The following is a 19,747-nucleotide window of genomic DNA, read 5'->3' as shown; positions in this document are numbered from 1 at the left end:
GGAAACACCCCATGCAGCTGACCCGTTCCCGGGCCCGGTGGGCCACCGCGCTCACCGCCGTCGCCGCGCTGGCGGCGGGTGCCACCGCGCTCGCCCCCGCAGCCCAGGCCGCGCCGGTGGCCGGCCCGTCGCCCGTCGCGGCGTCCTCGGCCCGCAGTACGGACGTCGTTTTCAGCAACAGCACCAGCCAGCAGCTGACCCGGGTCAGCTCCTCCCTGCCGCACGGGTGCTGGAACAACGACGCCTTGCCGCCGGACTACATCGCCAAGGGCATCACCACCTCCTGGGGCAGCCGCTCGTGCGGCATGCTCACCGGGACGGAGGGCTACACCACCTACCGGGTCACGGCGACCGGGCAGCAGATCAACATCCACTGGAACAACCCGTACGCCGGCTCGAACAGTTACAGCTGTGAGGCGCCGACCGGCTACGCCTGTTCCCGGACCGGTGGGGGCGGCGACAACGCCACCGTCAACTTCACGCTGACCGGCGGACCCGCGGCGTTCTCGGCCCAGGCCGCGTCGACGGAGATGACGGCCCAGGCCGCCCGCAGCACCGTCGTCCGCGTGATCAACAACAGCGGCACGCTGCTCGCCAGGACCGGGGCCGGGCTGTCCCACGGCATCTGGACCGGCAACAACCTTCCGCCGTCGCTGATCAACCCCGGCGCCAACGCCTCCTGGGAGAGCGAGTCGGAGGGCGTCATGACCGGAACCGAGGGCTACGCGAACTACACGATGGCGGGCGGCGGCACGGTCGCCATCCGCTGGGACAACCCCTTCTCGGGCAGCAACAAGTACCAGTGCCAGGTCCCCGCGCCGCACCGCTGCACCACCTCGGGCGGAGGTGGCGACAACGCGTCCGTCACCTTCTCGGTGAACTGATGCCGACACCCGTTCCGGCCGCAGCCGACGCCCGCCCCCTCGTACGAAGGAATCCGATGCGCAAGACCCTTCCCGCGGCTCTCCTCGGCCTCGCCCTGCTGGGCGCGACAGCCCCCGCCTCCCAGGCCGCCACCGAAGCACCGTCCGCCCTGCCCGCCGCCCAGCCCGCGTCGATCCAGCAGGTTCAGCTCGGCTGGGACCTGACCGGCAACCAGCGCGACGCCGCTGCCGCGTACACCCGCTTCATCCGCTCGCTCCACGAGAGGGCCGGCACCATCCTGCGGGGCCACGGCGACAACACCGTGTGGCAGACCAACGCCGGCAACGAGGTCATCGAGGTGATCGTCGCGCTGCCCGAGGGCCACCGGCTCAGCCTCTACCTGACCACGCAGAACCTGTACCTGCGCGGTTTCGCGACCGCCGGCGGCGGCGGTCCCGTCTTCCAGTTCACCGACCCGGAATACAACCTCGGTCAGATACTCGGCCGCAACGCGGTCAATCTCGGCTACAGCGGCAGCTATGGCAGCAGCAACGGCAATCGGGGCCTGGAGGTGGGCGACGCCAACAACAGGCAGTTGCAGATCAGCCTGGCCGGCCTCCAGGGCCACTTCCAGACGCTGTGGCGGCACGCGGCCAACGGCGACCAGGACCAAGGCGCCGTGCGGCGCGCCCTGGTCCACGCGATCGCCGCGGTCGGAGAGGGGACCCGATTCCGCAATATCGAGAGGACCGTGCGCAGCGGGATCGCCTCGTCCTCGTCCATCACCTCTCAGGAGGCCCAGGAAGAGAACCAGTGGGGACCCGGCTCCACGTACATGCTCAACGAAACGGCCCATCCGGGCGCGGGCGGCTCGTTCAGCCTCGGCGGTGTCACCCGCCGCGGTTTCGGCGAGATGTCCGATTACGTCTCGATGGTCAAGCGACCCGGGTGACGATGTGACGCGGGGCTGCGCCGGCCCGGAGCCGGCGCAGCCCCGTCGCCGTCAGCGTGACTCGGGGCCTGCCAGGTGGCGGGCGATGACCATGCGCTGGATCTGGTTCGTGCCCTCGACGATCTGGAGGACCTTCGCCTCGCGCATCAGCCGCTCCACCGGGAAGTCCGCGGTGTAGCCGTAGCCGCCGAGGACCTGGACCGCGTCCGTGGTGACGGCCATGGCGGCGTCCGTGCAGAACAGCTTGGCCATCGCCGCCTGGCGGGAGAACGGCTTGCCCGCGTCGCGCAGTCGCGCAGCAGCCAGGTACAGCGCCCGGCCGGCCTCGATCTTGGTCGCCATGTCGGCGAGCATGAAGCGCAGGCCCTGGAAGTCCGCGATGGGGTGCCCGAACTGCTTGCGGTCCAGGGCGTACGCCAGGGCCTCGTCCAGAGCGGCCTGCGCAACGCCGATGGCGCAGGCGGCGATGCCCAGACGGCCCGCGTCCAGGGCGGCCAGCGCGATGGTGAAGCCCTGGCCCTCCTCGCCGATACGGCGGGTGTCCGGGACGCGGACCCCGTCGAAGTGCAGCTGGGCGGTGGGCGAGCCCTTCATGCCCATCTTCTTCTCGGGGACGGCGGCCGTCAGGCCCTCCGCGTCGCCCGGCACCAGGAAGGCGGTGATGCCCTTGGGGCCCTCGCCGCCGGTGCGTGCGAGGACGGTGTAGAAGTCGGCGACCCCGCCGTGGGTGATCCAGGCCTTGGTGCCGGTGATGATCCAGTCTTCGCCGTCGCGTACGGCCTTGGTGGTCAGCGAGGCGGCGTCGGAGCCCGAGGCGGGCTCCGACAGGCAGTACGCGCCGAGCAGGCCGCCGCCGAGCATGGCCGGCAGGTGGGCCTTCTGCTGCTCCTCGGTGCCGTATCCGGCCAGGCCGTGGCAGGACAGCGAGTGCACGCTGACGCCCAGCCCGACGGTCAGGCGGGCCGCCGCGAGCTCCTCCAGGACCTGGAGGTAGACCTCGTACGGCTGCTCGCCGCCGCCGTACTCACCCGCGTACGGGAGACCGAGCAGGCCGGCCTCCGACAACAGGGTGAAGATCGCACGCGGGAACTGCCCGGCGTCCTCCTCTTCGGCAGCCACGGGGCGGATCTCGCGCTGGGCGATCTCTCGCACGAGCGCGAGGAGGTCCCGGGACTCCTCGGTGGGCAGCTGTCGGTCCACCGGCTGCGGGGCGCGGTCAGTCATGGCGGCGCTCTCCTCCCTCGTCGGGCACGGCGGCGACGCGTGAGGTGTGGGACGCGCCGCCGGGTCTCGGTGCTCTCACAGCCGATACTGCCCTCCCGGATCACGGAAGGGGCAGTTCAGTGGCTGCGGCGGCTTGAGTATGCCCGATCAGGAGCGTCCCGTCACCGGGGCAAGATCATCGGCTTTCTCGAACGCCTCTTCGGGAAGGGGTGGCGGCGGACACTCCGGGACGAATTCCCCGATCACCGTCAGCGTCGCACGCAGCTGGCGCACGAGCAGGGCTCCGAGCCGGGCCCGGTCGGGCTGCCGCGACGCGGCCTCGGTGCCGGATTCCGCATCGGGTTCCGCTTCGGCCTCAGTGTCGGCCTCGGCGCCGGGGTCCGCCTCGTCATTCGCATCCGCATCCGCATCCGCATCCGCATCGGAGGTGACAGCGTTGTCGGAGGCGTCCGCAGGGGCGGTCAGGGCTCCGATCCACTCCAGGGTGGTCCCCTCGACCGCGGACAGCCACCCCACGAGCGCGAGCCGGGCGATCGGCGGGATGGTGCGGCGCCCGTACGCGCCTTCGGCGATGGTGGCCACCAGCTCCTCGCGGACCGCGTCGCGGATGGCCAGCACCTCGGCATCGGAGCCGACGCCCCCGGTGACGATGGTCCGGTAGGCGGCCTGATGGTGTTCGGCGTAGTGCAGGTAGCCGTCGATGGTGCGGCGCACCCGCTCGACCTTGGGCAGGTCCGGCTCCCCGGCGGCGCGGGCGACGAGCTCGGCGACCGAGTCCTCGACGATGGCGAGGTAGTAGCCCCGCTTGCTCTTGAAGTAGTAGTAGATCAACCCCTTGGCAACGCCCGCCTGTTTGGCGATGTCGTCCATGGAGAGCACGTCGTACGAGGTATCGGCGAACAACTTGCGTCCGGTTGCTATGAGTTCGGCTCTGCGGACCTGCGAACGCCCGGTCGCACCACGCTGTTGACTAATATTCAAATTCGGCCCTAGCCTCGAACTGCCACAGGATGCCCGCAGTATGGCAGACCTGTCTCATGCACTTCCCTGCGCACCGGACGACGCACGGGAGGCAATTCCATGAGCACGGACAGGGGCACGGACGGGGGCACGGACAGGGGCACGGACCAGGACGCGGACAGGGCGACGGACCACGACACGACCGGCAGACGTGAAGGCCGGGTCTGCTGGAGGAAGTCGGCCGCCGTCGCCCTGCCCGCGGTGGTCGCGGTCGGGGCGATGGCCGCGGTCGTGGCGCAGGGCGCGCTCGCCGCGTCGTTCGCCGTCTCGGGCACCGGCTTCCAGGTCTCCTCCTCCAAGTTGAGCAGCAAGGGCCTGGCCTCGTACGTACAGACGGACCGCTCCGTCGACGGCAAGGGCCATCCGGTCGCACTGCTGGGCATCGGGGAGGCCACGCTCACCGACATCCGCCAGTCCGCCGAGGTGGACACCCCGGTGGGCAAGGTGGTCTTCAAACTCACCGCCGGCGGCCCGGCCGGGGCGGTCACGGCGAGCAGCCTGGTCATCGACGGCGAGGACCTCGACGGCGCCGCCACCTTCGGCACGGCGCAGATCGGCCGGGACGCCTCGACCCTCGACCAGGTGGACGGGGTCAAGGGGGAGCCGGGGAAGTTCGGTCTGCAGGCCGGGAACATCGAGGTCGTCGGCGTGAAATCGCACGCCTGGTCCGCAACCGGGGGGAACTTCCGCCTCAAGGGCATGCGGGTGAGCGTCGGCCTGGACGGCGAGCAGTGCTTCTGAGCCCTCGACTGCGGCTGCCGACGGCCCGGCAGTGGCGCCGGCTGCGCGCCTGGCGCCGGACCCGGCCGTTCTGGGGCGGGCTGCTGGTGCTCCTCGGCGGGCGTGTTCCTGTGGTTCCTGCCGCAGGCCCGGGCCTACGTCTCCGTGCACGCCCTGCTGCTGTCGGTGCTGTCCTTCGTGGCGACCAACCTGGGCGGGTTCCTCGTCGGCATGCTGCTCGGGATCGCCGGGAGCGCTCTGGCCTTCGGGTGGACGCCGCTGCCCGACGAGGCGGCGGACGAGGAGAGTTCGTACGAGGGGAGTTCACACCAGGAGGGCGCGTACGCGCAGAGGCCGGGCGGCGCCGGTCCGCGCACCCTGGCCGCCGTACTGCCGGTGCTGCTGGCAGCGGCGCTGGTGACCGGAGCCCCGCCCGCCAGGGCTGCGGCCTCGCCCCAGGGGCCGACTACCGGCTGCGCACCCGCGACGGCCGCGAGGAGTACGGGCTGGCCGCCACGTCCCTTGATCTGCGGGGCAATGTGACCTTGTACCTGACGAAGTTCAGCGGCTGCATCGAAGGGCTGCTGTGCGTCACGTTCAGCCCGGACGGGCTGCCCGCTCCCCCAGTGATCCCGCCGTTCGTCTTCATGACCCGGGTCAGTGCGGAACAGGCGCTGGTCACCTCGGACGTGATCGTCAGCGACGGGCTGCGGCTGGAGGCCTCGTAACGAGAGGGCCTCGGGTCAGAGCCAGCCGAGCTGGGTGACGAACATGGCGACGACGACCACCAGCGTCCAGCCGAGCACGTGCTCCAGCCACTTGGAGTCGTCCTTCGGGCCGCCGGTGCGGACGAGGTTCCGGGCGCGGGAGGCGAGGGCGGAGCTGTATGCGGTCATGCCGTCCAATGTGACAGCGTTTGCGGCTTTCGCGGTAGAGACGCTCGTCACTCGTGGCGCGCATCACGTCCCGGCACGCCACCGGGCCCCGGCCGGCTTGCGGTCGGGGCCCGGTGCGTACGGAGGTCAGCCGGAGGCGGTGCGGTTGCGGCCCGCCATACCCGCCATGGCCAGGGCGAGGCACAGGGCGACGCCGCCGGTGATCACGTTGCTGACCACGGTGCGGGTCGTGCTGACATCGCCGGCGATGACCCACGGAGCCACGATCGTCCAGGCTCCGATGGCGACCGCCGTCCAGGCCATCGCGTGGGTGCGTTCATAAGCGGAGCCGAGTCCGCTCATGCACAGGCAGTACGCCAGGCCGGCGATCAGGTTGTTGATCGCCAGCGAGCTGAGGCCGCTGAACCCGGCGATCCACGGCGAGGCCGCCAGGTACAGGCCCGTGATGAGGGCCAGTGCCTCCACGGACTGCGCGGCGGGGGTGCTGGTGACCCGCTCGAACCGCGAGCGCATCTCGGCGAGGTCGGGGTGGTGTTCGATGCTGTGGGTGGTCATGGCGGGCCGCCTCCTGTAGAAGCCTTTATATGCCCTTTACGACCTTATGTTCCGCTTATCTGCGCCCGGGGTCAACGGGAAGTTCCGACGCCCGGATCACAGCACTCCCACCGCCCGCAGGGCCGCGATCTGGGCGAGGCTCGGGCGGGCCGGGGCGTACAGGTAACAGATGCCTCCGGAGCCGGTGACGGTCTTGCCGGCGGTGTTGTACCGCTTGGTCCGCAGCCACGCGTTCTCCCATTCGCGCCGCTTGTAGACCCGGCGGACGGCCGTGTTGTCGCGCGAGTTCGGGTCGTTGGCGACCACGTCCCCGGTCGCGGTGAAACCGATGACGGTCATCAGGTGGCCGGCGGTGCCGTAGCCCGCGCCCGTGAGCTCCTCGGTGCGGAAGGACTGCGAGGTGATCGCCGGGATGCCCGACCGGACCAGGACCTCCAGGTCGGCGAGGGAGCGCAGCCGGGTGACGACCCCGGCGAGCCCGCTGTAGGTGGCGGCGTACGCGGCGTTGAAGGGCCAGTTGCCGCAGCCCTTGTAGGCGCTGTCGTAGGTGGAGCGGGCCGCGTGGCAGACCTGCGGGTCGGCGTAGCGGGAATCGACCCACGCCAGGTCCTGCGCCGCGGGCTTGCGGCCCCAGTACTCGACGACCATCTGGGAGGAGGTGGGGCTGCACCAGGCCTCGCCGCCGTTGTCGTACTGGGGGTACTGGCCGGTGTGGATCTCCTGCGAGTAGCGCGGGACCTTCAGCTCGTGGGCCGCGCCCGAGGGGGCGGAGGCGGGGACGGTGAACCGGTCCGGGACGTCGGAGACCATGGCCCCGGCCAGCCATACCGTCGGGCCCTGGGCGGTGCCCGGCTTGCGGTGGAGGGTCAGGCGCAGCTGCCAGTCCGTGATGCGTACGCCGTTCGCCCGCGCGGGGGCGTCGACGGCCAGGGTGTCGGTCCACACGGTGGAGGTGCCGTCGGTCTGGCCGTCCACGGAGGTGCGCCGGATGTCGCCGTCGCCGGAGGCCCAGCGGCCCAGTACGTACCAGGGGGTGGTGGCGCCGGTGCCGTAGGTGGCGCGCAGTTCGATCTGGATCCAGGTGCCGGCCGGGGTGTGGGCGTTCCAGGAGGCGATGGTCTCGGTGCCGGGCACGGCGGAGCGGTGCACCGGGGAGGTCCAGGCGGCGTACTCCCAGGTGCCCTTCTTCCCGGTGTGCGGGTCGGTGTACTCGGTGCGGCCGGCCGGGGCCTCGATCACCAGGCCGGGCCGGTCGCCGGCGAGCGCGGCGGTGCCCCGGTGGGTGCCGGCCAGCCAGTGGGCGTACGAGTACCAGAACCGGTTGTCGACCGTCCCGCCCGCGGCGGCTTCGGCGGACGCCGCTTCGGCCGGCGTGCCGTCGGCGGCTCCGGTTTCGGGCTGCGGGCCGCCGCCTGCGTGGGCTCCGGCCGCCGAAGCCCTGCCGCCGGGGACGGTGGCTGCGGCGGCCGCGGCGAGGGCGAGGGCCAGCAGGGCCCTGCGCGGTGTGGGTGCGGTCATCGGCGTGGCCCCCAGGGGTCGGTGCGGTGGATCGGCTCCTCCACCCTTCCAGTTCCCGCCCGCCGGGCGGCGAAGCCGGGCTCCGTGTCGGGGGTGACGCGGGGCGACGGCCCGTGGGCCGCGGGCGGGGGCGGCCGGGGCCCGGCGGGGATTGCCCGCCCCCGGGGCCATACGCTGGCCGGGTGGAGCCTCAAGCGTCACTTCAGTCACTCGCGCGCGAACTCGCCGCCCTGCCCCCCTCCCTCGGCCCGGTGCGGCTGATCGGGATCGACGGGCACGCCGGGTCCGGGAAGAGCACGTTCGCCGCGCGGCTCGCCGAGGCGCTGGGCGGGGCGCCGGTGCTGCACCTGGACGACGTGGCCACCCACGAGGAGCTGTTCGGCTGGACGCAGCGGCTGCGCGCGCAGGTGCTGGAGCCGCTGGCCGCCGGGCGGGCGGCCCGCTGGGCCCCGTACGACTGGGTGGAGCGGCGGTTCGGCCCGGAGCGGGTGCTGGAGCCGGTGCCGGTGCTGCTGATCGAGGGGGTCGGTGCCGGGCGGCGGTCGCTGCGCCCGCATCTGGCGCGGCTGCTGTGGATGGAGACACCGCGCGCGCAGTCCTGGGGGCGCGGGCGAAATCGGGACGGGCGTGAACTTTCCGACTTCTGGGACGGATGGGAGCGCGCGGAGCTCGCGCACTTCGCGGATGATCCTTCGCGCCCCTTCGCCGACACTTTGGTACACCAGAGCGGTACGGGATACGAGTGGTCTTCCGGGACGGATGCGACAGCCGGAAGGGCCACTTCCGTCACCGAAGGTGACGGACTCCCCCGGGCCTGAGCCGCTCCGGAAAACCACTTGCGCGGGCCTGCACCGACTTGCTTGACCTGGGCCCCGCACCGGCCTTACGTTCTGAATGCGCGGTCTTTCCAGGCCGCAGCGGACGCGAAGCCCCCGATTGTTCCCCCGTGATCGGGGGCTTCGTTCTGCCCCCGCCCGGCTTCGCACCGGCGCCGCAGGGGCCCGACCTCCCCGAAATCTTCACCCTGAGTCACCTTGCGCGCCCCCGGAACCCGGCCGACCGGTGCCCGCCGCACCCTACGTATGGTGCGTAGCCGCAGGTACGATGCATCCCTGATTTCATCGGCGCAGTGGACAACTCGCGGGCGCGACGCGGGGGTTGCTGTGCACCACGGGGGCAGGCTTGTGGGGGATGTGATGGATTTCGGCACGCCGGGCACGCACGCCCCGGCCGAACTCGCCTGGCTGCGCGGGGTGGACGCCTGCACGATGGGCGCCTATCCGCAGGCCGAGGAGGAGTTCCGGGCGGCCGTACGACTGGATCCCTCGATGGCCGACGCATGGCTGGGCCTGCACGCGCTCCGGGTGGACACCACGAACGCCTTATTGCGCATGTACGCCCACCGCGACCGCTTCGGCGAACAGCGGGCCCGCCACCGGCGGACGCTGAACTCCTGGTACTGGCTCGGCTGGTGGGTGCAGCCCGTACTGGAGAGCCGGCGTGACCTGCTGCTGGCCCACGCCTCGCACTGGCTGGACGGCCGGCACGTCCCCGAGCTGGACCAGGCGCTGGCCGCGCTGCCACCGGTGGACACCGACGCGCAGGTGCGGTTCCTGCACGCCTGCCGGGCCTACCTGGTCAAGGACTGGGAGCAGCTGGTACGGCACACCGAGCCGCTGGTGGACGATCCGCTGCTGGGGATCGAGGCGGGTCTGTTCGGCGGGATGGCCAGGGTCCGCCTCGAGATGTACGGGCAGGCCGAGCCGATGCTGTCGGCGGCGCTGATGCGCTGCCGCAGCGAGCAGCCGCAGCGCAAGGAGCTGCGGTACTGGCTGGCGCGGGCGCACGAGGGGACCGGGCGCAGCGCGGCGGCGCTGCCGCTGTACCGGGCGGTGCACCGGGTGGACCCGGCGTTCATGGACACGGCGGCCCGGCTGACGGCGATCGAGGACAGCGACTACGTCGACGGGGCCGACGGATACGCCGGGTACGCCGCGTCCGGCTACGAGGGGTACGCCGGGCACGATCTCTCGCCGGTCGGCGGGGATTTCGCGGCGGTGGCCCTCGGCGGCGGCCCCGTCCAGGACATCGCGGCGGACGGGCAGGTGGAGCCGGACCCGCTGATCGCGCCGGAGCCGGATCCGCGGTTCGGGGCTCCGGGTACGGGCCGGGCGGAAGGCGTCCGCCGCAAGGTGGCGGTTCCGCCGCAGACCGCGCCCGGGGGGCTGCCGGCCGGCCCGGCCGATCCGGCGCTGCTCGCGGAGGCGCTCGCGGAGCTGGAGCGGATGGTGGGCCTGGAGCCGGTGAAGCGGCAGGTGAAGGCGCTCTCGGCGCAGCTGCACATGGCCCGGCTGCGGGCCGGGCAGGGCCTGCCGGTGCAGCCTCCGAAGCGGCATTTCGTGTTCTCCGGGCCCTCGGGCACGGGCAAGACGACCGTGGCGCGGATCCTTGGCCGGGTCTTCTACGCACTCGGGCTGCTGGGCGGGGACCATCTCGTGGAGGCCCAACGGGCCGATCTGGTGGGAGAGTTCCTCGGGCAGACCGCCGTGAAGGCCAACGAGCTGATCGATTCCGCGATCGGCGGGGTGCTGTTCGTGGACGAGGCGTACAGCCTCTCCAACACCGGCTACAGCAAGGGCGACGCGTACGGGGACGAGGCCCTGCAGGTGCTGCTGAAGCGGGCCGAGGACAACCGGGACCACCTGGTGGTGATCCTGGCCGGCTACCCGGCGGGGATGGACCGGCTGCTGGCCGCCAATCCCGGGCTGTCCTCGCGGTTCACCACCCGGGTGGACTTCCCCAGCTACCGGCCGCTGGAGCTGACCGCGATCGGCGGGGTGCTGGCGGACGCGAACGGGGACTGCTGGGACGAGGAGGCTCTGGAGGAGCTGCGCAGCATCAGCGGGCACGTGGTGGAGCAGGGCTGGATCGACGAGCTGGGCAACGGCCGCTTCCTGCGCACCCTGTACGAGAAGAGCTGCGCGTACCGGGATCTGCGGCTGGCGGGGTTCCCCGGCGAGCCCTCCCGGGACGACCTGTCGACGCTGCGGCTGCCCGATCTGATGCAGGCCTACGGGGAGGTCCTGTCGGGCCGGGGCCCGCAGGACCGCGACCGCCCGGAGCCGCCGCCGCTGTAGCGGGGTGCCGGGGGGCCGGAGCCCCGGCACCCCGACGCCTCAGACGCCGGCGGGGCTGGTTTCGCGGGGGCCGGGCCGGCGGGCCGGGATGCGGTGCGCGGGGTCGCGTACCTCGCCCACGAGCATCTCCAGCACGTCCTCCAGGGCGACCAGGCCGAGCACCCGCCCGGCCGGGTCGGCGACCTGGGCCAGATGGGTGGCGTCCCGGCGCATGACGCTGAGCGCGTCGTCCAGCGGGAGGGTGGCGGACAGCGTGGGCATGCGGCGCCAGACCCGCTGGGGTACGGCCCGCTCCCGGTCCTCGACGTCCAGCACGTCCTTGACGTGCAGGTAGCCCATGAAGGCGCCGTTCTCGGAGCGGACGGGGAAGCGGGAGTAGCCGGTGCGGACCGTCAGCTGCTCGATCTGCCGCGGGGTCGCCGAGGGGCCGACCGTGACGAGCCGCTCCCGGGAGAGCAGGACGTCGGTGACCGGGCGGCTGCCCAGTTCCAGGGCGTCCTCCAGGCGCTCCTGCTCGCCCGGCTCCAGGAGCCCGGCCTGCCGGGAGTCCTCGACGAGCCGGCCGAGCTGGGCGCTGGTGTAGACGGCCTCGACCTCGTCCTTGGGCTCCACCTTGAAGAGACGGAGCACCAGGTGTGCGCAGGAGCCCAGCGCACTGGTGACGGGGCCGCACAGCCGGGCGAAGGCCACCAGGCCCGGGCTGAACCAGAGGGCGGTCTTCTCGGGCGCGGCCATGGCGAGGTTCTTGGGCACCATCTCGCCGATGACCAGGTGCAGGAAGACGACGGCGGCGAGCGCCACCGCGTAGCCGAGCGGGTGGACCACGCCCTGCGGGATGTGCGCCGCGTGGAAGAGCGGCTCCAGCAGGCGGGCCATCGTCGGTTCGGCGACCGCGCCGAGGGTCAGGGAGCAGACGGTGATGCCGAACTGGGCGGCCGCCATCATCCGCGGCAGGTTCTCCAGGCCGTACAGCACCTGGCGGGCCCGCTTGGACTCCTTGGCCAGCGGCTCGATCTGGCTGCGCCGTACGGAGACGAGCGCGAACTCGGCGCCGACGAAGAAACCATTGGCCAGGACCAGGAGCAGGGCGAAGAGCAGTTGGAGGGCGTTCATCGGCCGGCGCCTTCCAGCTGCGCCGGCTGGGCCGGCTGCGGCGACCGCGCGTCCGGGGAGGCCTGCCGGCCGGGCCCGGTGCGTACGGAGTCCTCCGCGTCGATCCGGACGGTGGCGCGGGCAGCCTCGGGGCCGGTCCCGTGGGCGGCGGGGACGGTTCCCAGCCGGACCAGCCGGACGCGTTCGGCGCGGTTGCGGCCGACCTGGCGGACGGACAGCCTCCAGCCGGGCAGTTCGGCGCGGTCCCCGGGGGCGGGGATCCGGCCGAGCAGGTCGGCGACGAGACCGGCGACGGTCTCGTACGGGCCTTCGGGCACCTCCAGGCCTATCCGGCGCAGGGTCTGCACGCGGCAGCTGCCGTCGGCCTCCCAGGAGGGGCGGCCGTCCTCGGCGGGCACGGCGGCCAGTTCGGGGCCTTCGTCCTCGGCGAGGTCGTGCTCGTCGCGGACCTCGCCGACGAGCTCCTCGACGATGTCCTCCAGGGTGACGACCCCGGCGGTGCCGCCGTACTCGTCGACGACCACGGCCATCGGCTGCTCGCTGCGCAGCCGCTCCAGCAGCGGCTGCACCGGCAGCGAGCCGGGCACCAGCAGCGGGGCGACGCAGATCCGGCTCACGGTGGTGCGGGCGCGCTCGGACTCGGGCACGGCGAGGGCGTCCTTGAGGTGGACGACACCGGTGACCTCGTCGATGCGCTCCCGGTAGACCGGGAACCGGGACAGCCCGGTGGCGCGGGTCAGGTTGAGCACGTCGGCCGCGGTGGCCGTGTGCTGGAGGGCGCTGACCTTCACCCGGGGGGTCATGACGTGCTGGGCCGTGAGCTCGCCCAGCGAGAGGGTCCGTACGAAGAGGTCGGCGGTGTCCTGTTCCAGGGCGCCGGCCTGGGCCGAATGGCGGACCAGGGAGACCAGTTCGCCGGGGGTGCGGGCGGAGGCCATCTCCTCGGCCGGTTCCACGCCGAGCGCCCGCACGAGGCGGTTGGCGACGGCGTTGAGGCCGGCGATGACCGGCCGGAAGGCACGGGAGAAGACCTGCTGCGGGCCGGCCACGAACCGGGCCACCTGCAGCGGCCGGGAGACCGCCCAGTTCTTCGGGACGAGCTCGCCGACGACCATCTGGACGGCGGAGGCGAGCAGCATGCCTATGAAGACGGCGACGCCGGAGACGGCTCCCGCGGGCAGGCCGGTCGCCGCGAGCGGCCCGGCCAGCAGTCCGGCGAGGGCCGGTTCGGCGAGCATGCCGACCACGAGGGAGGTGATGGTGATGCCGAGCTGGGTGCCGGAGAGCTGGAAGGACAGCTCCCGCAGGGCCTCGACCACCGTGAGGGCACGGCGGTCGCCGTCGGCTGCGGCGCGTTCGGCCTCGGGTCGTTCCACGGTGACGAGGCCGAACTCGGCCGCCACGAAGAAGCCGTTGGCGAGGATCAGGGCGAATGCCGCCACGAGCAGGAGTAGCGGGATGGTCATGCCGCCGCCTCCGTGGGGAGGGCGGCGCGGGTACTACCGGACGATCCGTCCATTGCTGGAGGGAGTCACTCCTCAAGTCGCAGGTGCCCCCGGACCTCGGGGTCCCGGGGCCGGTGGGGGGCGCACAGGTGCGCCCCGCCACCAGGGTAGTCACTGAGATCGCCGCCGCAATGGGACGCAGCGGTCGGCTGCGGCTCCGGTGCTTCGACCGAGAGCCGCCCGAGGTACGCCCAAGGCCCTTTCGAGGCCCGTTCGATGTTCGTTCGGTGCTCGTTCGATGCCCGAACGGGGTCCGCGCGGCGGCGGCTCAGTGGTCGTGGGGCCCGGTTCCCCGGGCCTCGGCGAGCGCGCGCAGGGCGCGGGCGTCGCCGATCGCCTGCTGCCTGGCCACTCCGGGCTGGATGCCGAGGGCGGGCAGGCTCGTGCCGTCGCTGAGGTCCAGGAACACCCACGGGTCGCCCGGGCGGAGGTTCACGCGCAGGATCTGCGCCCACTCCAGGCGGCGGGTGCTGGTCAGGTTGACGACGGTGACGCCCGCCTCGTCCGCGACCACCTTGGGGCGGCTGAGCAGGACGAGTACGGAGGTCAGCAGGACGGCGGTGAAGATGAAGCTCATCCGCTCCCCCGGCCCGAGGTTCTCGAGCAGGAGGGCGATCGCCGTGATGGTGGCGAACATGGCGAGCCCGACGCCCAGCAGGACGGCCCGGGTGCGGGTCGGCCGGAAGGTGACCGGCAGGGCGGGCGGTGCGGGCTGGGCGGCGGACTCGGCCATGATGCTGGTGATGCCTTCTGCAGGGGGCGTACGGATCGGAAGGACGTACAGGTCAGAGGCGGCAGGCGTGGATCGAGGTGGTGAGGATCGCACGCGCACCGAGCTCGTACAGGTCGTCCATGATCCGCTGCGCCTCCTTGGCCGGGACCATCGCGCGGACGGCGACCCAGCCCTCGTTGTGCAGCGGGGAGATGGTCGGCGACTCCAGGCCCGGGGTGAGGGCGACGGCGCGCTCGAGGTGCTCGGCGCGGCAGTCGTAGTCCATCATCACGTAGCTGCGGGCCACCAGGACGCCCTGGAGGCGCCGCAGGAACTGCTGGGCCTGCGCGTTGTCGGCGTCGGCGCCGTTGCCGCGGATGACCACGGCCTCGGAGGTGAGGATCGGCTCGCCGATGACCTCGAGGCCGGCGTTGCGCAGGCTGGTGCCGGTCTCGACGACGTCCGCGATGATCTGGGCGACGCCGAGCTGGATGGCGGTCTCGACCGCGCCGTCGAGGTGCACGACGGAGGCGTCGATGCCCTGCTCGGCGAGGTGCTTGGCGACGATTCCCTCGTACGAGGTCGCGATCGTCATCCCGGTGAAGTCCTCGGGGCCCTTCGCGGTGCCGGGCCGGGTGGCGTAGCGGAAGGTGGAGCGGCCGAAGTTCAGCGGGAGGATCTCCTCGGCGCTGGCGCCGGAGTCGAGCAGCAGGTCACGGCCGGTGATGCCGATGTCGAGCTTGCCCGAGGCGACGTAGATCGCGATGTCCTTGGGGCGCAGGTAGAAGAACTCCACCCCGTTCTCGGGGTCGAGGACCACGAGCTCCTTGGACTCCTTGCGCTGGCGGTAGCCGGCCTCATGGAGCATCGCCGACGCCGCTCCGGAGAGTGAACCCTTGTTGGGGACGGCGATGCGCAGCATGGGGCTTCCTTCAGTGCGTGGATTGCGAAACGTGTGGGCTAAGCGGCGGGCGGGGGACCCGCGGGACGAGCTCCGGCCTAGAGGTGCGCGTAGACGTCGTCGAGGGAGATCCCGCGCGCGACCATCATCACCTGGACGTGGTACAGCAGCTGGGAGATCTCCTCGGCGGCGGCTTCCTTGCCCTCGTACTCGGCGGCCATCCAGACCTCGGCGGCCTCCTCGACGACCTTCTTGCCGATGGCATGGACGCCCTTGCCGACGAGCTCGGCGGTGCGGGAGGTGCTGGGGTCGCCGTTGGCGGCCTTGAGCTGGAGCTCGGTGAAAAGCTCTTCGAAGGTTTTGTTCGCCATGATGGTCCTCAGAATACGGGGTCCCCCGCCGCCACTCAGCGCCAGGGTTCGCTGACGGACCGCAGGGTCGCAGCGGTGGAGACGGCGGCGATGACCGCTTCGTGTCCCTTGTCCTCGTTCGACCCCTCGAGCCCGGCGCGGTCCAGCGCCTGCTCGTCGTTGTCGCACGTCAGAACGCCGAAGCCGATGGGGACTCCGGTGTCGATCGACACCTGTACCAGGCCTTGGGTGACGCCCTGGCAGACGTAGTCGAAGTGCGGGGTGCCGCCGCGGATGACGACTCCGAGGGCGACGATGGCATCGTAACCGCGACCGGCGAGTACCTTCGCCACGACCGGGAGCTCGAAGCTGCCGGGGACGCGGAGCACGGTGGGCTCGTCGATGCCCAGCTCGTGCAGGGCGCGCAGGGCGCCGTCGACGAGCCCGTCCATGACCTTCTCGTGCCACTGGGCCGCGATGACCGCGACCCGGAGGTCTCCGCAGTTCCTGACACTCAGTTCGGGTGCGCCCTTGCCGCTCACAGCTGTGCTCCTCGGTTCTTCGTGGTTCGTGGTGTGTGCTGGTGGTGGTTCGTACGTGGTTACTGGTTGCCGCAGGCGGAGGTGGTCACGGCCTGGTCCAGCCAGGGCAGGTCGTGACCCATCCGGTCCCGCTTCGTGCGCAGGTACCGCAGATTGTGCTCGCCCGCCTCCGTGGGCATGGCCACCCGGTCGTTGACCGCGATGCCGTGCCGTACGAGGGCGGCGGACTTGTCGGGGTTGTTGGTCAGCAGCCGGACGCTCTTGACGCCGAGGTCGGCGAGGATCTGCGCGCCGGCGCCGTAGTCGCGGGCGTCGGCCGGCAGGCCGAGCTCCAGGTTGGCGTCCAGGGTGTCGCGGCCGCGCTCCTGGAGCTCGTACGCGCGCAGCTTGGACACCAGCCCGATGCCGCGGCCCTCGTGACCGCGCAGGTAGACGACCACGCCGCGGCCCTCGTCCTTGATGCGGGCCATGGAGGCGTGCAGCTGGGGGCCGCAGTCGCAGCGCAGGGAGTGGAAGATGTCGCCGGTCAGGCACTCGGAGTGGACTCTGACCACGATGTCCTGGCCGTCGCCGATCTCGCCGTGGACGAGGGCCACGTGCTCGACGCCGTCGGCGATGGAGCGGTAGCCGTACGCCGTGAAGTCGCCGTGGGCGGTCGGCAGGGCCACCGTGGCCTCGCGGCGCACGGTCGGCTCGGCGGAGCGGCGGTAGGCGATCAGGTCCTCGATGGAGATGATCGTCAGGCCGTGCTTGCGGGCGAAGGGGATCAGTTCGGGCAGGCGCAGCATGACGCCGTCCTCGCCGGCGATCTCCACGATCGCACCGACGGGGCGCAGGCCTGCGAGGCGGGCGAGGTCGACGGCGGCCTCGGTGTGGCCGTTGCGGACCAGGACGCCGCCGGGCTTGGCGCGCAGCGGGAAGACGTGGCCGGGGCGCACGAAGTCGGAGGGCTCGGAGACGCCGCCGGCGAGCATCCGCAGGGTGGTGGAGCGGTCGGCGGCCGAGATGCCGGTGGTGACGCCGTGGGCGGCGCTCGCGTCGACCGAGACGGTGAAGGCGGTCTTCATCGACTCGGTGTTGTTCTGGACCATCTGGGGCAGCTCGAGCCGCTCCAGCTCGGGGCCCTCCATGGGGGCGCAGATCAGGCCGCGGCACTCGCTCATCATGAAGGCGACGATCTCGGGGGTGGCCTTCTCGGCGGCGATGACGAGGTCGCCCTCGTTCTCGCGGTCCTCGTCGTCGACGACGACGACCGGGCGGCCGGCCGCGATGTCGCGGATGGCCTGCTCGACGGGGTCGAGCAGGAAGGCGGTCTCGAGGACGGCGTCGATGTCGGGCACGGGCTTGAGGGTGGTCATGCCGTTGCTCCTTCCAGGGCCGGGGCGGGGGTGGTGCGCGAGCGCTGGTACCAGTCGTGGGCGCCCCACAGGACGAGCGCGAAGTAGACGACGTAGACGAGGCCGGAGAAGGCCAGTCCGTTGGTGAAGGCGAGCGGGACGCCGACCAGGTCGACGAGGAGCCAGGCGATCCAGAACTCGACCAGGCCGCGGGCCTGGGCGACCATCGCGACGATCGTGCCGACGAAGATGTAGGCGTCGGCCCACGGGCTCCAGGACAGGTCCGGGAAGAGCGTGAACAGGCCGCCGACGGCGAGGGTGCCGAGGGCCGCCCCGGCGAGGAGCAGTCCGCGCTCGGTCCAGGTCGCGGTGCGCACGGCGAGGGTGCCGTCCTGGGCCTGCTTCCTGCCGAGCTGCCAGGCGCGCCAGCCCCAGGCGGCCACGCCGATGACGAGGAGCTGCTTGCCGACGCCGCCGGCGAGGTGGGCGGAGGCGTAGGCGGCTATGAGGATCAGGCCGGACAGGAGCTGGGCGGGCCAGGTCCATATGGAGCGACGCCAGCCGAGGGCCAGGGCGGCCAGGCCGATCAGGTTGCCGATCATGTCGGACCAGATGACCTTCTGGCCGAAGACCGTGAAGGCCTCCGCGTTGAGCCAGGTCAGGGCGCTCACCGGTCGGCCTCCTTGTCTTCGCCGGAGTTCGCGGTCAGGGGGTTCACACCCGCGGCCAGCAGGCGTTCGACGTACTTCGCGAGGACGTCGACCTCGAGGTTGACCGGGTCGCCGGGCTGCTTGATGCCGAGCGTGGTCAGCGCGAGGGTGGTGGGGATGAGGCTGATGGTGAAGTAGTCGGCGGCGGCTTCGACCACGGTCAGGCTGACGCCGTCGACCGTGATGGAGCCCTTCTCCACGACGTAGCGGGACAGGTGCGCGGGGAGCGCGACCTTGACGATCTCCCAGTGCTCGGAGGGCGTCCGGGAGAGGATCTCGCCGGTGCCGTCCACGTGCCCCTGGACGAGGTGTCCGCCGAGCCGTCCGCCGAGGGCCATCGGGCGCTCCAGGTTGACCCGGGAACCCTGGTGGAGGGCGCCGAGGCTGGAGCGGTTCAGGGTCTCCTGCATGACGTCGGCGGTGAACTCGCCGTCGGCGGTCTCCACGACGGTCAGGCAGACGCCGTTGACGGCGATGGAGTCGCCGTGCTTGGCGCCGTCGGTGACGACGGGGCCGCGCAGGCGGAAGCGGGAGGCCTCGGCGAGCTGCTCGACGGCGGCGACCTCGCCCAGTTCTTCGACGATTCCGGTGAACACTCAGTGCTCCTTGGGGGCGGTGGTGGGGGCGGCTTCGGGTACTGCGGTGATGCGGAGATCGGTGCCGACGCGGACGGCCTCGGTGATGTCGAGGCGTACCGCGTGGGCGATGTTCGTGATGCCGGCGTCGGCGAGGGCGGCGGGCCCGGAGCCGAGGAGGGCCGGGGCGAGGTAGCCGATGACCCGGTCGACGGCTCCGGCCTCCAGGAAGGCTCCGGCCAGGGTGGGGCCGCCTTCGAGGAGGACGGAGCGCACGCCGCGGGCGTACAGCCGGGCGAGCAGGTCGTGGACGGCGATGCGGCCGCCGTGCAGGGGCAGCCGGAGCAGCTCGACGCCCGGCAGGTGCCGGGTGTCGGCGTCCTCGCCGGTGACGAGCAGCGTGGGTGCGGCGTCGTCGAGGATGCGGGCGGTCGGCGGGAGGCCGGCGCGGGTGTCGAGGGCGACGCGCAGGGGCTGGGTGGCTCCCGCGATGCCGCGTACGGCCAGGTGCGGGTCGTCTTCGCGCAGGGTGCCACCGCCCACGAGGACGGCGTCGGTCTCGGCGCGCAGCCGGTGGACGTCGGCGCGGGACTCCGGGCCGGTGATCCACCGGCTGCTGCCGTCCGCGGCGGCGCTGCGGCCGTCGAGGGTGGCCGCGTACTTCCACGTCACGTGCGGGCGGCCGAGGCGTACGGAAGTGAGCCAGGCGGCGTTGCCGGCCGCGGCCTCGGCCTCCAGGAGCCCGCCCTCGGCCTTGATCCCGGCGGCACGCAGGGTGTCGGAACCGCCGCTGGCCTGCGGGTTCGGGTCTGCGACGGCGTAGACCACGCGGGTGATGCCGGCCTCGACGAGCGCCTGGGCGCAGGGTCCCGTACGACCGGTGTGGTTGCAGGGTTCGAGGGTGACGTAGGCGGTGCCGCCGCGGGCTGCTGCGCCTGCCGCGCGCAGGGCGTGGACCTCGGCGTGCGGGCCGCCGGCCCGCTCGTGCCAGCCCTCGCCGATCACGCTGCCCGCGGCGTCCGTGACGACGCAGCCGACGACCGGGTTGGGGCTGGTGGAGCCGAGGCCGCGGGCGGCGAGCTCGATGGCGCGGCCCATGGCCTGCGCGTCGGCATC

At 72.3% G+C, this 19,747-nt stretch carries 21 protein-coding genes and 1 pseudogene; 7 read left to right on the top strand and 15 right to left on the bottom strand.

All coding sequences use genetic code 11. The features are described from left to right. The first annotated feature begins 11 nt into the window (after positions 1–11). Together ACZ5WG_RS36595 and ACZ5WG_RS36590 are read left to right on the top strand one after the other, a co-directional pair. Positions 12–884: a Crystal protein ET79 gene (locus ACZ5WG_RS36595; protein WP_468728901.1), complete on the top strand. Its 873-nt coding sequence runs from the start codon at positions 12–14 to the stop codon at positions 882–884. A gap of 56 nt (positions 885–940) precedes the next feature. Further along, positions 941–1,816, top strand: coding sequence for a ribosome-inactivating family protein (locus tag ACZ5WG_RS36590; protein WP_468728900.1), 876 nt, complete (start codon positions 941–943; stop codon positions 1,814–1,816). A gap of 51 nt (positions 1,817–1,867) precedes the next feature. Here ACZ5WG_RS36590 and ACZ5WG_RS36585 read toward each other — a convergent pair whose 3' ends face one another. Together ACZ5WG_RS36585 and ACZ5WG_RS36580 are read right to left on the bottom strand one after the other, a co-directional pair. Next, the gene (locus ACZ5WG_RS36585; protein WP_468728898.1) at positions 1,868–3,040 is read right to left on the bottom strand and encodes an acyl-CoA dehydrogenase family protein; all 1,173 of its coding nucleotides are present in this window, start codon (positions 3,038–3,040) and stop codon (positions 1,868–1,870) included. 453 nt (positions 3,041–3,493) lie between these two features. Beyond that, positions 3,494–4,021, bottom strand: a pseudogene (locus ACZ5WG_RS36580) (TetR/AcrR family transcriptional regulator); the annotation flags it as partial. A 99-nt stretch (positions 4,022–4,120) separates the two neighbouring features. Between ACZ5WG_RS36580 and ACZ5WG_RS36575 the strand changes: the two are divergent. The 3 genes from ACZ5WG_RS36575 (at position 4,121) to ACZ5WG_RS36565 (ending at position 5,508) form a co-directional block, all read left to right on the top strand. Continuing rightward, positions 4,121–4,801 carry a DUF6230 family protein gene (locus ACZ5WG_RS36575; RefSeq protein WP_468728897.1) on the top strand — a complete coding sequence of 227 codons (681 nt, stop codon included), beginning with the start codon at positions 4,121–4,123 and terminating at the stop codon, positions 4,799–4,801. A gap of 102 nt (positions 4,802–4,903) precedes the next feature. Further along, positions 4,904–5,323 (top strand): DUF6114 domain-containing protein, encoded by a 420-nt coding sequence (locus tag ACZ5WG_RS36570; RefSeq protein ID WP_468728896.1) that lies wholly within the window; start codon positions 4,904–4,906, stop codon positions 5,321–5,323. A 2-nt stretch (positions 5,324–5,325) separates the two neighbouring features. Continuing rightward, complete coding sequence (locus ACZ5WG_RS36565) at positions 5,326–5,508, top strand: hypothetical protein (RefSeq protein WP_468728895.1); 183 nt, start codon at positions 5,326–5,328, stop codon at positions 5,506–5,508. A 15-nt stretch (positions 5,509–5,523) separates the two neighbouring features. Here the strand turns inward: ACZ5WG_RS36565 and ACZ5WG_RS36560 are convergent, their stop codons facing one another. The 3 genes from ACZ5WG_RS36560 to ACZ5WG_RS36550 all read right to left on the bottom strand — a co-directional run bounded on the left by ACZ5WG_RS36560 (position 5,524) and on the right by ACZ5WG_RS36550 (position 7,749). Next, positions 5,524–5,676, bottom strand: a complete 153-nt coding sequence (locus ACZ5WG_RS36560; protein ID WP_468728894.1) for an SCO1431 family membrane protein — start codon at positions 5,674–5,676, stop codon at positions 5,524–5,526. Between the two features lie 126 nt (positions 5,677–5,802). Continuing rightward, on the bottom strand, positions 5,803–6,231 hold the full coding sequence (locus ACZ5WG_RS36555) for an SPW repeat protein (RefSeq protein ID WP_468728893.1): 429 nt from the start codon (positions 6,229–6,231) through the stop codon (positions 5,803–5,805). Between the two features lie 96 nt (positions 6,232–6,327). Continuing rightward, complete coding sequence (locus ACZ5WG_RS36550) at positions 6,328–7,749, bottom strand: peptidase C39 family protein (RefSeq protein WP_468728892.1); 1,422 nt, start codon at positions 7,747–7,749, stop codon at positions 6,328–6,330. A gap of 182 nt (positions 7,750–7,931) precedes the next feature. On the opposite strand from ACZ5WG_RS36550, the gene ACZ5WG_RS36545 reads away from it, so the two are divergent. Then, positions 7,932–8,567 (top strand): uridine kinase family protein, encoded by a 636-nt coding sequence (locus ACZ5WG_RS36545; RefSeq protein ID WP_468728891.1) that lies wholly within the window; start codon positions 7,932–7,934, stop codon positions 8,565–8,567. Positions 8,568–8,945: 378 nt separating this feature from the next. After that, entirely contained in the window at positions 8,946–10,886 is a 1,941-nt protein-coding gene (locus ACZ5WG_RS36540; protein ID WP_468728890.1) for an AAA family ATPase, read from the top strand. A gap of 39 nt (positions 10,887–10,925) precedes the next feature. Here the strand turns inward: ACZ5WG_RS36540 and ACZ5WG_RS36535 are convergent, their stop codons facing one another. The 10 genes from ACZ5WG_RS36535 to ribD all read right to left on the bottom strand — a co-directional run bounded on the left by ACZ5WG_RS36535 (position 10,926) and on the right by ribD (position 19,729). Then, a complete protein-coding gene (locus ACZ5WG_RS36535) occupies positions 10,926–11,999 on the bottom strand; it encodes a hemolysin family protein (protein WP_468728888.1) in 1,074 nt (357 codons plus the stop codon). Continuing rightward, the gene (locus tag ACZ5WG_RS36530) at positions 11,996–13,465 is read right to left on the bottom strand and encodes a hemolysin family protein (RefSeq protein ID WP_468728887.1); all 1,470 of its coding nucleotides are present in this window, start codon (positions 13,463–13,465) and stop codon (positions 11,996–11,998) included. Before ACZ5WG_RS36530 ends, ACZ5WG_RS36535 begins: the two co-directional genes overlap by 4 nt. Before the next feature lie 307 nt (positions 13,466–13,772). Further along, a complete protein-coding gene (locus ACZ5WG_RS36525) occupies positions 13,773–14,237 on the bottom strand; it encodes a PH domain-containing protein (RefSeq protein ID WP_468728885.1) in 465 nt (154 codons plus the stop codon). Between the two features lie 52 nt (positions 14,238–14,289). Beyond that, a complete protein-coding gene (hisG, locus tag ACZ5WG_RS36520; protein ID WP_468728884.1) occupies positions 14,290–15,138 on the bottom strand; it encodes an ATP phosphoribosyltransferase in 849 nt (282 codons plus the stop codon). Between the two features lie 77 nt (positions 15,139–15,215). Then, positions 15,216–15,488 (bottom strand): phosphoribosyl-ATP diphosphatase, encoded by a 273-nt coding sequence (locus tag ACZ5WG_RS36515; protein ID WP_031005643.1) that lies wholly within the window; start codon positions 15,486–15,488, stop codon positions 15,216–15,218. Positions 15,489–15,523: 35 nt separating this feature from the next. After that, positions 15,524–16,009 carry a 6,7-dimethyl-8-ribityllumazine synthase gene (gene ribH / locus ACZ5WG_RS36510; protein WP_328622006.1) on the bottom strand — a complete coding sequence of 162 codons (486 nt, stop codon included), beginning with the start codon at positions 16,007–16,009 and terminating at the stop codon, positions 15,524–15,526. A 59-nt stretch (positions 16,010–16,068) separates the two neighbouring features. Then, a complete protein-coding gene (locus ACZ5WG_RS36505) occupies positions 16,069–17,367 on the bottom strand; it encodes a bifunctional 3,4-dihydroxy-2-butanone-4-phosphate synthase/GTP cyclohydrolase II (protein ID WP_468728882.1) in 1,299 nt (432 codons plus the stop codon). Continuing rightward, positions 17,364–18,017: a nicotinamide mononucleotide transporter family protein gene (locus ACZ5WG_RS36500; protein ID WP_468728881.1), complete on the bottom strand. Its 654-nt coding sequence runs from the start codon at positions 18,015–18,017 to the stop codon at positions 17,364–17,366. The genes ACZ5WG_RS36505 and ACZ5WG_RS36500 overlap by 4 nt, the downstream gene beginning before the upstream one ends. After that, positions 18,014–18,652 (bottom strand): riboflavin synthase, encoded by a 639-nt coding sequence (locus ACZ5WG_RS36495; RefSeq protein ID WP_468728879.1) that lies wholly within the window; start codon positions 18,650–18,652, stop codon positions 18,014–18,016. The genes ACZ5WG_RS36500 and ACZ5WG_RS36495 overlap by 4 nt, the downstream gene beginning before the upstream one ends. Continuing rightward, the gene (ribD, locus tag ACZ5WG_RS36490) at positions 18,653–19,729 is read right to left on the bottom strand and encodes a bifunctional diaminohydroxyphosphoribosylaminopyrimidine deaminase/5-amino-6-(5-phosphoribosylamino)uracil reductase RibD (protein ID WP_468728956.1); all 1,077 of its coding nucleotides are present in this window, start codon (positions 19,727–19,729) and stop codon (positions 18,653–18,655) included. Between the last annotated feature and the right edge of the window lie 18 nt (positions 19,730–19,747).

It is taken from the genome of Streptomyces sp. NPDC032745 (assembly GCF_055579465.1).
This window is presented reverse-complemented; position numbering and strand designations above follow the sequence as displayed.

What these genes read in the sequence shown, in the direction of transcription:
- ACZ5WG_RS36595 (WP_468728901.1), top strand. Translation starts at nt 12, where the DNA reads ATGCAGCTGACCCGTTCCCGGGCCCGGTGGGCCACCGCGCTCACCGCC.
- ACZ5WG_RS36525 (WP_468728885.1), bottom strand. Translation starts at nt 14,237, where the DNA reads ATGGCCGAGTCCGCCGCCCAGCCCGCACCGCCCGCCCTGCCGGTCACC.
- hisG (WP_468728884.1), bottom strand. Translation starts at nt 15,138, where the DNA reads ATGCTGCGCATCGCCGTCCCCAACAAGGGTTCACTCTCCGGAGCGGCG.
- ACZ5WG_RS36505 (WP_468728882.1), bottom strand. Translation starts at nt 17,367, where the DNA reads ATGACCACCCTCAAGCCCGTGCCCGACATCGACGCCGTCCTCGAGACC.
- ribD (WP_468728956.1), bottom strand. Translation starts at nt 19,729, where the DNA reads ATGGGCCGCGCCATCGAGCTCGCCGCCCGCGGCCTCGGCTCCACCAGC.
- ACZ5WG_RS36590 (WP_468728900.1), top strand. Translation starts at nt 941, where the DNA reads ATGCGCAAGACCCTTCCCGCGGCTCTCCTCGGCCTCGCCCTGCTGGGC.
- ACZ5WG_RS36550 (WP_468728892.1), bottom strand. Translation starts at nt 7,749, where the DNA reads ATGACCGCACCCACACCGCGCAGGGCCCTGCTGGCCCTCGCCCTCGCC.
- ACZ5WG_RS36515 (WP_031005643.1), bottom strand. Translation starts at nt 15,488, where the DNA reads ATGGCGAACAAAACCTTCGAAGAGCTTTTCACCGAGCTCCAGCTCAAG.
- ACZ5WG_RS36575 (WP_468728897.1), top strand. Translation starts at nt 4,121, where the DNA reads ATGAGCACGGACAGGGGCACGGACGGGGGCACGGACAGGGGCACGGAC.
- ACZ5WG_RS36585 (WP_468728898.1), bottom strand. Translation starts at nt 3,040, where the DNA reads ATGACTGACCGCGCCCCGCAGCCGGTGGACCGACAGCTGCCCACCGAG.
- ACZ5WG_RS36555 (WP_468728893.1), bottom strand. Translation starts at nt 6,231, where the DNA reads ATGACCACCCACAGCATCGAACACCACCCCGACCTCGCCGAGATGCGC.
- ACZ5WG_RS36530 (WP_468728887.1), bottom strand. Translation starts at nt 13,465, where the DNA reads ATGACCATCCCGCTACTCCTGCTCGTGGCGGCATTCGCCCTGATCCTC.
- ACZ5WG_RS36560 (WP_468728894.1), bottom strand. Translation starts at nt 5,676, where the DNA reads ATGACCGCATACAGCTCCGCCCTCGCCTCCCGCGCCCGGAACCTCGTC.
- ACZ5WG_RS36540 (WP_468728890.1), top strand. Translation starts at nt 8,946, where the DNA reads ATGGATTTCGGCACGCCGGGCACGCACGCCCCGGCCGAACTCGCCTGG.
- ACZ5WG_RS36535 (WP_468728888.1), bottom strand. Translation starts at nt 11,999, where the DNA reads ATGAACGCCCTCCAACTGCTCTTCGCCCTGCTCCTGGTCCTGGCCAAT.